The 12679-nt window shown below is 65.7% G+C and carries 10 protein-coding genes and 1 pseudogene; 5 read left to right on the top strand and 6 right to left on the bottom strand.

Annotated features, from left to right (window positions below; translation table 11 throughout):
• Positions 1 to 385: 385 nt before the first annotated feature.
• The gene (locus tag AAE021_RS13055) at positions 386 to 892 is read right to left on the bottom strand and encodes a hypothetical protein (RefSeq protein WP_342022770.1); all 507 of its coding nucleotides are present in this window, start codon (positions 890 to 892) and stop codon (positions 386 to 388) included.
• Between the two features lie 88 nt (positions 893 to 980).
• Between AAE021_RS13055 and AAE021_RS13050 the strand changes: the two genes are divergently transcribed.
• Positions 981 to 1310, top strand: coding sequence for a hypothetical protein (locus AAE021_RS13050; protein ID WP_342022769.1), 330 nt, complete (start codon positions 981 to 983; stop codon positions 1308 to 1310).
• 304 nt (positions 1311 to 1614) lie between these two features.
• Here AAE021_RS13050 and AAE021_RS18120 read toward each other — a convergent pair.
• The 3 genes and pseudogenes from AAE021_RS18120 to AAE021_RS13040 all read right to left on the bottom strand — a co-directional run.
• Positions 1615 to 1851 (bottom strand): annotated as a pseudogene (locus AAE021_RS18120) (hypothetical protein); the annotation flags it as partial.
• Positions 1852 to 2061: 210 nt separating this feature from the next.
• Positions 2062 to 2889, bottom strand: a complete 828-nt coding sequence (locus AAE021_RS13045) for an aldo/keto reductase (RefSeq protein WP_342022768.1) — start codon at positions 2887 to 2889, stop codon at positions 2062 to 2064.
• An 81-nt stretch (positions 2890 to 2970) separates the two neighbouring features.
• Complete coding sequence (locus tag AAE021_RS13040) at positions 2971 to 4095, bottom strand: VIT1/CCC1 transporter family protein (protein WP_342022767.1); 1125 nt, start codon at positions 4093 to 4095, stop codon at positions 2971 to 2973.
• A 359-nt stretch (positions 4096 to 4454) separates the two neighbouring features.
• On the opposite strand from AAE021_RS13040, the gene AAE021_RS13035 reads away from it, so the two are divergent.
• Together AAE021_RS13035 and AAE021_RS13030 are read left to right on the top strand one after the other, a co-directional pair.
• On the top strand, positions 4455 to 6221 hold the full coding sequence (locus AAE021_RS13035; RefSeq protein ID WP_342022766.1) for a long-chain-fatty-acid--CoA ligase: 1767 nt from the start codon (positions 4455 to 4457) through the stop codon (positions 6219 to 6221).
• Positions 6222 to 6285: 64 nt separating this feature from the next.
• The gene (locus AAE021_RS13030) at positions 6286 to 7449 is read left to right on the top strand and encodes an AI-2E family transporter (RefSeq protein WP_342022765.1); all 1164 of its coding nucleotides are present in this window, start codon (positions 6286 to 6288) and stop codon (positions 7447 to 7449) included.
• A gap of 4 nt (positions 7450 to 7453) precedes the next feature.
• On the opposite strand, the gene AAE021_RS13025 is transcribed toward AAE021_RS13030, so the two are convergent.
• On the bottom strand, positions 7454 to 8989 hold the full coding sequence (locus AAE021_RS13025) for a sodium:solute symporter (protein ID WP_342022764.1): 1536 nt from the start codon (positions 8987 to 8989) through the stop codon (positions 7454 to 7456).
• Positions 8990 to 9183: 194 nt separating this feature from the next.
• On the opposite strand from AAE021_RS13025, the gene AAE021_RS13020 reads away from it, so the two are divergent.
• Positions 9184 to 9759 carry a helix-turn-helix domain-containing protein gene (locus AAE021_RS13020; RefSeq protein WP_342022763.1) on the top strand — a complete coding sequence of 192 codons (576 nt, stop codon included), beginning with the start codon at positions 9184 to 9186 and terminating at the stop codon, positions 9757 to 9759.
• An 18-nt stretch (positions 9760 to 9777) separates the two neighbouring features.
• On the opposite strand, the gene AAE021_RS13015 is transcribed toward AAE021_RS13020, so the two are convergent.
• The gene (locus tag AAE021_RS13015) at positions 9778 to 11463 is read right to left on the bottom strand and encodes an FAD-dependent monooxygenase (protein WP_342022762.1); all 1686 of its coding nucleotides are present in this window, start codon (positions 11461 to 11463) and stop codon (positions 9778 to 9780) included.
• 161 nt (positions 11464 to 11624) lie between these two features.
• On the opposite strand from AAE021_RS13015, the gene speB reads away from it, so the two are divergent.
• The gene (gene speB, locus AAE021_RS13010) at positions 11625 to 12593 is read left to right on the top strand and encodes an agmatinase (RefSeq protein WP_342022761.1); all 969 of its coding nucleotides are present in this window, start codon (positions 11625 to 11627) and stop codon (positions 12591 to 12593) included.
• The last annotated feature ends 86 nt before the right edge of the window (positions 12594 to 12679 follow it).

Below are 12679 nucleotides of genomic sequence, written 5' to 3'. Positions count from 1 at the left end.
ATTCGCAGGTGTGCATTCATCTGCGGGCATGGCACTACCGGGTTATGAAAGCGGCGCTGCCCCTCTTATACGTTTCTTCCGTACCTGGTACGTGGTGATGCGTAGTCTCTACTACAGTTTCCCGCTTCCATGCGCAAGTCAAATTTTCACGCGGCCACGGTGCGTCACCGGAGCTGGGATCCCCGCCGCCCTAAGGGACTTGGGAGAGCGGGGGTGTCCAAATACACATTCGCCGCGGCGCATATATCCTGGTCCGTGTCACATATATCCTGATCACAGGACCAACTGGAAGCACAGGATGCGCCGCACAAATTGCCGCAAACACCCTGCGGGCTTCTGCAGCACCCCTTGCCCCGGTTCCCGTTGGACCGCCCGGCACACCGGTTCAGGACCGCCCGGAACACTGGTTCAGGACTGCAATGCACCGATCCTCGGCAGTGACCAGTTCCTGTGCCAACTGGTCTGCTCTGGCCTGCAGCAGGGTTTCCGCAAAGGTCATGCCAGTATCGGACCCGGACCCGGACCCGGACACGTTCACGCTCGGGATGGCGTCCTGCCCGTCTTTCCCGCGGAGTTCCTCCACCGCCTCCTGCAGCTCCAGCCGCCTCCTGCTGATGTCGGCAGCGGCGGTGGCAAAGGTCTCCAGTGCCTTCGCCACACGGCAGGCGGCATCGAGCGCTGAGTGCCCGGCAGCGTGCGGTTCATCCAGTGCCTGGTGCACAAGATGCTGTTCCGGGGCGGCATAAGTCTCTGACAGCCGGGACCAGTGATCCCGGGCGCGGCTGATCGACTCGCCGGCGCGGGAACTGTACTTCACAAGCGAGGCGGCACCTGCCAGGAGCTCCGAGGCGGCCGGCAGGTGCGCGGTGCCGCTTAAATCAACGGAGCTCATGTCAGGCCCCACTTTCCACTGGAGGTACCCCTGGACACAGCTTCCGGACTGCCAACGGCTAAGGCGAAGGGCAATCGTGGGGTTTCCAATGGCCAAACAAGTTCATGCCCACCAGGCGGAATATGCCGGGGATCCGGGACCAGCCCCGGGAGCGGACGGGCCGGCCACCACGGAAATCTCCCCTGAGGCGGCCGGCAGGGCTCCGGCCAGCGGGGAAACCAGTTACGGGGTGGCCGTCCGGGCTCCGGCCACCGCGGAAACCAGTTACCGGGCGGGCGCCCGGGCTCAGGCCAGCGGGGATACCAGCCGCCGGGCGGATATGCCGGCCCCCACCAGCGCGGACTGCAGCCGGGGTTCGGATGCCAGTGACCGGGGCAGGGGAAACGAAGCCGCAGCATCAAGTCACGCGCTGGGATGATGGGCGGGCGCCCCGGCAGCGCTGGGCGGAACAGCCATTCCGGGTTCCAGGGCGGCGGGCCGGGCAGGGGCACCAGCCTTTCGGGTTCCGGCTCCGGTTCCTGCGGTGGCGGCAGCAACGGCTGCGGGAACGGCGCGGGCAGCGGACGTGCCGTCGGCGGATCTCCGGCTCCGGCCTTGGGACCCGGAGCCGGCCGTGCCGACGGGGCGATGGGGCTGCCAACGGGCGGGAAAGCATGACTAGGGCGTTTGCCGGAGGGCTCGGATACGGCGGCTGCCGCAGCTTCAGCCCGGGCGCGCATCTCATCGTCTGCGCGGAGATACTCGGCCACTGCTTGGTTGATGCCCTGCACCGCATCCTCCGCCCGGTGCAGGACGGACCGCCAACGGGGCAGGAGTTCTCCGTTGCCGTAGTCAGTAAAGGCACGGGCCACCCGGCTGGCGCCGAGGGCGGCCTCCAGGGTGTGCACGCTGCGCTGAAGTTCGGAGGGAACGGACGCCAGGCCGGCAATCTCTGCTCCTGTCCTTCGGACCGCGTCCATCACGGCAGAAGTGTCGACGTCATAGGCAACCATGACTCTCCCTTCCCTTGCCGCGGAGCCGCGCTGATGACGCGGAGCCGCGCACCTCCCGGCGGTCGATCAAGTGAGTCGGGGAGGGCCCGCGGCGCGGGCCCTCCCCGGTCCGCTCAATCTAACCGAGTGCGTGAGGCGGGGATATGGAGTGGTTTTACCTGTGGAAAAGTCGTGCTGCTAGTGGCCGAAGACATCCGAATCCGAGATGCGGTCGTCGGTTTCCATGCCGTCCAGGGCTGCCATCTCCTCGGCATCGAGCTCAAATCCGAAGACGTCCAGATTCTCAGCCATGCGCTGGGGGTTGGCGGATTTGGGAATCGTGACAAGACCGGACTGGACGTCCCAGCGCAGTACGATCTGGGCAGGGGTCCTGCCGTATTTGTCGGCCAGGGCCGTAATGCGGGAGTCCTTCAGCAGGTCGGTGCCCTTGCCCAGGGGGCTCCAGGCCTCGGTCACAATGTCGAGGCGGGCATGGGATTCCCGGACGTCACGGCGTGGACGGTATGGATCCAGCTGAATCTGGTTCACCTCGGGAACCAAACCGGCGTCCGCCAGCTGCTGCAGGTGGGCGGGCTTGAAGTTGGATACCCCGATGGCGCGGACCAGCCCGTCTTCCTGGGCCGCGCGCATTCCGCGGAAAGCATCGACGAAACGGTTCAGGCCCGGGTTGGGCCAATGGATGAGCAGCAGATCAACATAGTCGGTGCCCAGCCGCTGCAGTGCGGCCTCCGCAGCCTGGCGGGCGCCGTCGAAGCTGTGCCACTCCTTATTGAATTTGGTGGTGATGAAGGCTTCGCTGCGGTCCAGACCGCTGCGCCGCAGCCCTTCGCCGACCCCCTTTTCATTGCCGTAGTTCTCGGCTGTATCGAAGTGGCGGTAGCCGAGACCGACGGCGGTGTTGACGGCGCTGGCCGCCTCGTCGTCGTCCATTGGCCACGTGCCCAAGCCGATTTGTGGGATCAATGCCCCGCTTCGCAGCGGCAGGACAGGAGACAGGACGGTCATGAATGATCCTTACGGAAGTAGCGGCAGTTTCTCCGCATCGTTCTCCGCGATGGGCAAAAAGGCAAGGCGCCGCGCCTGGCGCTAGGCGACGCCGGTGCCGAACAGCATGCCCAGGAGGTAGGTGGCGCCGGCGGCGCCAAGCCCGATGGCCAGCTGACGCACACCGCGCTTCAGCGGGGACGCGCCGGACAGCAGGCCGACGACGGCGCCGGTCATCAGCAGCGCCAGTCCCACCAGGACACAGGAAATGATGACGGCGGCGAGTCCGGTGAACCCGAAGATGTACGGCAGGACCGGGATGATGGCGCCGGACGCGAAGAAGCAGAAGCTGGACAGTGCGGCGCCGAGTCCGGTGCCCACGGTTTCATGCTCGTCATTCCCCTCAACGGATGCTTCGGGGTTCAGCGAAAAACTGGGATCGCAGTCGCAGCTGTACAGCCCCATGCGTTCAGCAGCCCGGTGCTCGGCCGCTTCGAGGGACATGCCGCGTGCCCGGTAGACCAGCACCAGCTCGTTGGCGTCGATGTCCAGTGATTTCGCCGCGGCCAGCGTGATCTGCGTGGGGCGGGAGGCCTCGAGCAGCTCGCGCTGGGAGCGCACCGAGACATATTCTCCGGCACCCATGGACAGGGCACCGGCCAGCAGGCCGGCCAGGCCGCTAAAAAGAATGAAGCCGCTGGAGACGCCCGTGGCACCAATGCCCATGACCAGGGCCAAGTTGGAGACCAGGCCGTCGTTGGCGCCGAAAACCGCGGCCCTGAAGTTTCCGGACAGCCGGGTCCGGCCCCTGGTGGCCAGCCCGCGCACCACTTCCTCATGGATCTGCTCGTCGGCGGCCATCGCACTGGTGGCGTTCGGATCACTTGCGTAAGGGGAGCGGCCTTCGGCGCGCTGGGCCAGGGCCAGGACAAAGACCGACCCAAAACGGCGGGCCAGGAACCCGAGCATCCGGTTGCGCAGGGACGCCTTGGTGCGGCGGTTCGCATCCTCGCCCAGCATTTCACGCCAATGGGCCTCATGGCGGCCCTCGGCTTCGGCCAGGGCGAGGAGGATATCGCGTTCTTCGCCGTCGCGGCGCTCGGCCAGGTAGCGGTAGGTGTCGGCTTCGGCGCGTTCATCGGCGAGGTACTGCCGCCAGCGTCTCAGGTCGGACGACGACGGCGGCTGGGGGCGTTCGGAAGGCGCGCCTGCGGGGTGGGTGTTCACAATGCTCCTGGTGGAAGACCGGAGCTGTTCGGGGTGCTCCGGTCAGCTGATGGCGAAACTGACCGAAGGTCTCGCTCGCCCCGGCGCAGTGCGCTGTGGGTGGAATGCCGGGCCGCACGGTGGCGGCCAGTATGTCGACAGACCTCGGCCGTCACCGCAGGGGTCCCGTGCACGCGCTGGGCGTTCACTAAGATTGATTCTGCGGGAGGGCCGGAGCTACTCCCCTTCGAGCTAACAGTGTAGCGGAGAACAGAGTGAAACCCGAGGAAGGCAACATGCGGCCAGCAGGAGGCAGATTTGGCGCAGGTAGCGGCAATGCGAGGCGGGAGGGGCCCCGGGCAGCGGCTAAAGTCGAGCATGTGAGTACTCAAGCCTCCTCCGACCTGACCGAGCCGACGCGCCCCTGGACCCGTCATTACGGAGAAGGCGTCCCCGCCGACCTGCGCCTGCCCGAGGGATCCCTGGTGGACATGGTGGAAGAGTCGATCCGGAAGTTCGGATCCAAACCGGCGCTGCAGTTCTTCGGCGCCGTTACCAGTTACCAGGCCCTGGGCGAACAAATCCGCAGCGCTGCAACCGGACTCCGGAAGCTCGGCGTGAAAAAAGGCGACCGGGTTGCCCTGGTGCTGCCGAACTGCCCGCAGCACATTGTGGCGTTCTACGCGGCCCTGCGCCTGGGCGCCATCGTGGTGGAACACAACCCGCTGTACACCGACCGGGAGCTGCGCCACCAGTTCGAGGATCACGGGGCCGCCGTGGCCATCGTCTGGGACAAGGCCGTGGACCGAGTGCAGGCCATGCCGGCCGATATTCCGCTGCGCACCATCATCTCCGTCAACCTGGTCGACAGCATGCCCTTCGGTAACCGCCTGGCCCTGAAGCTGCCGGTGCCGGCGGCCCGCAAGGCCCGCAGCGCCCTCACCGTGTCCAAGACTCCGCGCAGCAGCACCCGCCTGATCCTGCCCTGGAAGAAGCTGCTGGATCACCGGCCGCTGCGGCGCAGGCACCCCCGGCCCGAGGCCTCGGACCTGGCCGTCATCCAGTACACCAGCGGCACCACCGGCGTACCCAAGGGCGCCATGCTGACGCACGCCAATCTGATGGCCAACGCCGCTCAGGGCCGGGCCTGGGTTCCGGGGCTGCGCCCGGGCAAGGAAACGTTTTACGCGGTGTTGCCCATGTTCCATGCCTACGGACTCACGCTCTGCCTGACCTTCGCGATGAGCCTCGGAGCGCGGCTGGTGCTGTTTCCCAAGTTTGATCCGGACCTCGTGCTTAAGGCCGTCAAGAAGACCCCGCCAACGTTCCTGCCGGCGGTTCCGCCGATTTATGACCGGATTGTCAGCGCGGCCAATGAGCAGGGTGTCTCCCTGCAGGGCGTGCGGTTTGCGATCTCCGGGGCCATGAACCTCCCGACGGCCACCGTCAGTGCCTGGGAAGAGGCTACCGGAGGCTACCTGATCGAGGGTTACGGGCTGACCGAAACTTCACCCGTGGCAATCGGGAATCCCATGGGTCCCACCCGCAAACCCGGAACCGTGGGTGTTCCATTTCCGCTGACCGACATCCGGGTGGTGGATCCGGAAAACCCGCAGGTGGACCGCTCGCACGGCGAGCAGGGAGAACTCCTGATCCGCGGCCCCCAGGTGTTCCAGGGATATTGGAACAAGCCGGCGGAAACCCAGGCGGCACTGCTCGACGGCGGATGGTTCCGAACCGGTGACATTGTCACCGTTGATGATGACCACTTCGTCACGATCCAGGACCGGATCAAGGAATTGATTATCACCGGCGGTTTTAACGTGTCTCCCTCCGAAGTGGAGGAAGCGCTCAAGCGCCACTCAAGCATTGCCGATGCCGCCGTCGTCGGGATCGGGAAAGCCGGCGGCGGGGAAGACGTGGTGGCGGCGGTGGTTTTGAAACAGGATGCACACTTCGATGCCGAAGAGGTGCGGACCTATGTCCGCAACGAGCTGGCCGCGTATAAGGTGCCACGCAGGATTGTGCAGATTCCGGATTTGCCGCGTTCCCTGATCGGCAAGGTCCTGCGCCGGCACGTCCGTGACCAGCTCACGGCGCCCGAAGGTGATACTCAGAGCTCCGCCACGTCACAGAACAAGCCCTAACCCGCCAGCCCAAAACGTTCCGCCAGCAATTCCCCACCGGTTCCGCCAACAGGAAGACCAGGCCATGCCCAGAATCCCGTCCCCCGAACAGCGCAGGCAGGCCGCAGACTCACCTCAGCGGTATTGGAGCGGTGCCTTGGGGCACGCGGGCCAGCGGTCAGCGCAGATCCTTCTGGTCCTGCTCTTGGCCGGGGTCACCATTTATGGCCTCCGCCAGATCACCCTGGTGGTCATTCCTGTCCTGCTGGCGCTGATCCTGGCAGCCGCCATCGCGCCGTTCGTGAATTGGCTGCGCCGCAAGGGCTGGCCCAGTGCCTTGGCCACCGGTGTCTCCTTCCTGCTTCTGTTGGCCGCCTTCGGTGGCCTCATCACCGGCATTGTCTTTGCCATCCGCAGCGAGTGGAGCTCGCTGGTGGACCAGGCGGTGGAGGGTTTCAACGAGCTGTACCGGCTGCTCCAGGACAGTCCCATCCCGTTCGACAGCAGCACCATCGAGAACGCCCGGGATGCGGCCATTGACTTCGCCACCAGCTCCACTGCCGGCAGCGGCGCGCTGGCCGGAATCGGAGCGGCCACCAACTTCGTCACCGGCTTCCTGCTGATGGCCGTTGTGCTCTTCTACTTCCTCAAGGATGGCGACAAAATCTGGGCGTTCTTCCTGCGCTGGTTCCATGGGGAGCGGCAGGAGAAGGCCCGGTTGTCCGGAGCCCGCGCCATGGAGGTCCTCGGCGGCTACGTGCGCGGAACCGCGATTGTGGCAGCTGTGGACTCGATCTGCATCGGAGCGGCGCTGTTCATCCTGCAGGTGCCGCTGGCACTGCCGCTGTCCGTGATCGTCTTTGTTGGATCGTTCATTCCGCTGGTGGGTGCCACCGCAGCCGGGGTTCTCGCAGCCCTGATAGCGCTGGTCGCCAATGGTCCAATTGTTGCCCTGATCGTCGTCATCGTGATCATCGCGGTCAACCAGCTGGAAGGGAACTTCCTGCAGCCGGTGGTCATGGGCCGGACCCTGAGCATCCATGCCCTGGTGATTCTGCTGGCACTGACCGCCGGAACCATCCTGGCCGGCATCATCGGCGCGATCCTCTCCGTTCCCATCGCCGCCGTGTCCTGGGCGGTCATCAAGGTTTGGATCGGGGAGGACGACGGCGACCCGGACGACGTCGCCGAACTCCCGGACCCGGAAGAGTCGGAAGCCAGCGACGCCGCTGACGCAGACCGGGCCTGAGGCCTCAGCTCGCGGAAGCCGCCACGGTATCGGTATCGGTCTCGCTGCCGCGGCCGGCGACACGGTCTTCCCAGGCCAGCATCACGGTGGCGTCGGTGCGGGGAGTGAGCAGCGAGCCGATAATGTACGCCGCGGCCGAGGCCAGCAGCCCGAAGTAGATGGGCTCGTTGGCGTAGATCCCGTCGTACTCCTGCTCGGCGGTAAGTTCCAGGAAGGCCATGGTTCCCAGCGTCACCGCGGTGCCGGCGGCCATCGAGAGCGCTGCCCCAAATCCGGTGCCGCGCTTCCAGACGAGCCCGCCGAGAATACTCACCAGCAGCCCGCCCACCAGGATGTCGTAGGAGATCGTGAGGGCAGCCACTACGTCCTGCACCGCGATGGCCAGTCCAATGGCGACCAGCCCCAGCCCCAGGACCCAGGCCCGGTTCTGGGCCACGGCGTGCTCCGGGTTCTCCCCGGTGTCCTGCCCGGAGGTGTTTTCCCCGCCGGCAGAGTTGCGTCCCCGGAACCAGCCAGCCACAAAGGGTACGACGTCGGCGCGGGCAACGGTTGCTGCGGCGATCAGTGCACCGGAAGCGGTGGACATCATGGCCGCCACGGCCGCAGCCAGGACGAGGCCGCCAAGTCCTACGGGAAGAATGCTGATGGCAACGTCCGCGTAGACGTCGTCCTTGGACGCCACGTTAGGCAGCACCACGGCCGCAGCCATGCCGATCAGCGCGCCGGCGACGCCGTACAGGATGCAGTAAATGCCGGCTGCGGTGCCGCCCCAGCGGGCGATCAGTGGAGTTCGAGCCGTGAAGACGCGCTGCCAGATGTCCTGGCCGATCAGCAGCCCGAGTGTGTACACCACGAAGTAGGTAATGATGCTCTGCGCCCCGATGCCGGTGAGGCTGAAGAACTCAGTGCCCACCCGGTCACGGATGCCGTCCAAGCCGCCGGCTGCGTTGAAGGTGAAGGGCAGCATCAGGGCAAAAACGCCGATGGTCTTGATGATGAACTGAACCATGTCCGCCAGGGTGATTGACCACATGCCGCCGATGGTTGAGTACACCAGGACAACGGCGCCGCCCACGGCGATCGCCGCCCAGCGTTCCCAACCAAAGAGGACCACGAAGATGGTGGCGTAGGCGCCGGTCGACGTCGCGCACAGCATCAGTGTGTAGGCCAGCATCACGATGGAGGAAGCCTGCGTGGAACGGGTGCCGTAGCGCAGCGTCAGCATTTGCGAAACGGTGTAGATTTTCAGCTTCTGAAGGGTGGACGCAAACAGCAGGCTCAGGAGCAGCACGCCGGCTCCGATCGCCACCACCAGCCACATGCCCGAGATGCCATAGGTGTAGCCGAGCCCGACGCCGCCCACGGTGGAAGCCCCACCGAGCACCACCGCGGCCATGGTGCCCGTGTAGAAGAGGGGGCCGAGCCGTCTGCCGGCCACCAGATAGTCACTGACATTCTTGGTGCGGGACTTGCCCCACCAGCCAAAGGCGAGCATGGCCGCCAGATAGGCCACCACAATGACGGTATTGACGTATTCCATGAAGATCCTGCCGTTGCCGGATGCGGGTTATGTGCCCACAAGTAAACATTTGTTTTCCCGTAGGCTAATTCAGCAGGGTGCCACCGTCAATGATTACTGGCTCCGCGGCCGATTTTTGGCGGCGCTGGATATGCTCTGAAAAGGTTATATGCGACTTCGCGGCGATAAAGCCGCACTGAGAGGACAATTCCGTCATGAAGGCCTTGCCCGTAGAGCCGTCCAACGCTCCGGTGGCCATTGGCCCCAGGATCCGGCTGGCACGGCAGGCACGCCGGATGACCATTGAGCAGGTGGCTGCGGCCACCGGACTGACCAAGGGTTTCCTGAGCCGTGTGGAGCGGGACCTGACCTCGCCGTCGGTTGCCTCACTGCTGACGCTTTGCCAGGTCCTGTCCATCTCGATCGGGGATCTCTTCACGGCGCCGGCCACGGAGCTTACCCGGTGGGTTGATGCCCCCTCAGTGAACCTGGGCGGGACGGGAATCACCGAGCGGCTGGTCACTCCCCGGACGGAGCGCCGCGTGCAGGTGATCCGGGCGGTTATTGCTCCCGGCGGCTCGGGGGAGACGGAGCTGTACTCGGTGGACTGCGATGTTGAGGTCCTTCACGTGGCACGCGGCCGCTTTGTCCTGATCTTCGCCGGAGAATCGATGGAGCTGGCGGAAGGCGATACCGTCACCTTTCCCGGCCAGGAACCGCACTCATGGCACAACCCCACCAGTGAGGAGGCCGTGGTCCTCTGGACCCTGGTCAGCCCTTCAGTCAGCTAGGTCAACCATGCTGGGAAACTATGCCGGTTGATGAACCGCGGCTGAAGTGGTGATGCGGTTCAGGTAGTCCACGGCACCGGCAATGTCCGTGCCGGAGGAACGGAACCCAATATGCCCGTCCGGACGGACCACCAGCAGTTCGGGGCGCCGGACACTGAGGCCAAGGCGTTCAAAGGCCAGTCCGCTGATGTCCTGGATTTCGTTGGGGTTTGCTGCTGCCAGCCGGCTTCCCACGTTCAGACGCTGGACACTCAGCCACGGCGACAGACGGCCCAGGGCATCGTGCAGCCGAAGCTGGGTGTCAGCCGGCCAGCCGCGCCCGCAGAGCAGCACATGGAATCCCGGGGTGGCCAGGATGTCGTGCAGCCGGGTTTCCCTGCCGTGATCAAGGACCACGGCATCAGGCAGCCGGTCTCCGGCCTTCGGCCCGGCGGTCAGGAATGCCGGCAACCGGGTATCGCCGGTATCCACCATGTCGCTGCCGCGGTAGCCGGTGTCGAGCTGGGAGACCGTCCGGAACAACCGGTTCCGCAGCATCTTTGAACCGGAAGCTTTGGGCGCGAGGGCCGGCAGGAGTTTGGTGCGGGGGAGTTTCAGCAGTCCGCTGCGGCTGGAGGCCAGCTTGAAAACGCGGTCGGTGAACTGCAGGATGCCCTGTCCCACCGGACGCCGTTCGGCGTCATAGCTGTCCACGAGCTCGTCCGAGGCCAGGCCGCGCGCACCCAGCGCGAGTTTCCAGCCCAGGTTCAGGGCGTCCTGGATGCCGGTGTTCATGCCCTGCGCTGCCACGGGCGAGTGCACGTGCGCCGCGTCGCCGGCGAGGAAGACGGAGCCCGACTGGTAGTACTCGGCAATCTGGTGGGACAGCTTGAAGGTGCTGATCCACTGGGGGTCCTTCAGCTGGAGGGCGCCGCCGGTGAACTTATCCGCCATTGCCTGAAGTGAAACGAGGGTTGCCTCCGAGGTGTCGTCCTGTTCCTTCATGCCGATCAACCGCCAGGTGGCGGGGCTGCCCAGTGGGAACAGCATCATGAAGCCGTCGTCGTTGAGGTAGGAGTGGACGACGCCGGGCTCAGCGCCGTCGGCTTCCAGATCGGCGAGCACGAAGGTGCCGGGGTAGTCGCTGCCGCGCCAGTCCATGCCGGCCCTGGAGCGCACCGTGCTGTGCGCGCCGTCGGCGCCAACAACATAGCGAGCGCGGACACGCTCGATGCCGCGGTCCAGGCGCTGGACTTTGGCTTCCATGCCGGCAAACGGATCCTCGGGGTCCAGCCGCTCCAGATCCTGCAGCTCGGCCCCGCGTTCCACCCGGACGCCCTGGGTGCTTAAGTGGGAAACCAGGGCGCGCTCGGTCTCGGCCTGTGAGAGGAAGAGCAGGTGCTGGTATTCGGAGTCTTCAATGCCCGCGTCGGAGAGGTCAACCGGGATGGTCTGCTCGGGCAGATGCAGGTGGAGCCCGCGTGCCGGGTGACCGGCTGCGGCCAGACCGGCGCTCACGCCAAACGGCCGTAGTGCTTCGAGCGTCCGGGGCTGCAGCGCAAGCGCCCGGGAGTGGTCGGAGCGGTCCAACTGCCGGTCAATGATGCGGAAACTTGTGCCGAAACTGCTCAATTGGGCCGCCAGGGCCAGCCCTGTGGGTCCCGCGCCCACGATCAGGACGTCGACGTCGTAGTTATTGTCCGCACTGTGCTGATGAGCCGCCATAGTCACAGCCTAGTCTTGACCTGAGCCCCGGTTCCACTTTAGCCTCAGGGGAAACACTTGATGCCTATAAGAAAACGCGTCCGGGGGCCGGCCGAGCCGGTGCCGCGGATGCGCCACAGGTTCCGCTGGTCGTCGGCGGGATCGGAACTGGAGAAGCCACCATGCAGAATCCGCCGCGCATCCGCTCCAACGGCAACGTCGGACCCATCAATGCGGCTCTGGTGCCCCGCTACGCCGGCCCGGCCACCTATGCCCGGCTTCCGCGCCTGGACGAGGTGCAGCACGCGGATGTGGCAGTAGTGGGGGTTCCCTTCGACACCGGTGTGTCCTTCCGCCCCGGCGCCCGTTTCGGCGCCAACCACGTGCGTGAAGCCTCCCGGCTGCTGCGCCCGTACAACCCGGCACAGGACACCTCGCCGTTCGAAAACCTGCAGGTCGCGGACGCTGGTGACATGGCGGTCAACCCCTTCAACATCAACGAGGCCATCGAGACCATCCAGGAAAATGCGCTGGACCTTACCAAGACGGGCGCCAAACTGCTCACCCTGGGCGGAGACCACACGATCGCGCTTCCGTTGCTGCGCGCCGCCGCCGAACGGGCCGGGCAGCCCGTGGCACTGCTGCACTTTGATGCCCATTTGGATACCTGGGACAGCTACTTCGGTGCCGAATACACGCACGGCACACCGTTCCGCCGGGCCGTGGAGGAGGGCATCCTGGACACGGAGGCCATTTCCCACGTCGGAACCCGCGGACCGCTCTACGGTAAGCGCGACTTGGAGGACGACCGGCGTTTCGGCTTCGGGATCGTGACCTCCTCGGACGTGTTCCGGCAGGGCGTGGATGAAGTAGTGGCCAAGCTCCGGGACCGGATCGGCAGCCGGCCGCTCTATATCTCGGTGGACATCGATGTCCTGGATCCGGCCCACGCGCCGGGAACCGGGACCCCCGAAGCCGGCGGCATGACCAGCCGCGAACTGCTGGAGATCCTGCGCGGAATGCGCGGACTGAACCTGGTGGGTGCCGACGTCGTTGAGGTCGCTCCGGCCTACGACCATGCCGACATCACCGCGGTGGCTGCCTCCCATGTCGCCTACGACCTGATCACCCTGATGGGACTGCCGGAATGAGCGAGGCTGCCGGAATGAGCGCCGCAGAGGGGCCGGAAGCAACACCCGCCGGCGGAACGCCGTCGCACAACATCCGGGATGAGGCA

The organism is Arthrobacter citreus (assembly GCF_038405225.1).
GTDB classification, from domain to species: Bacteria; Actinomycetota; Actinomycetes; order Actinomycetales; family Micrococcaceae; genus Arthrobacter_B; species Arthrobacter_B citreus_A.
Note: the sequence above shows the minus strand (reverse complement) of the source record. Positions and strands in the feature narration are given on the sequence as shown.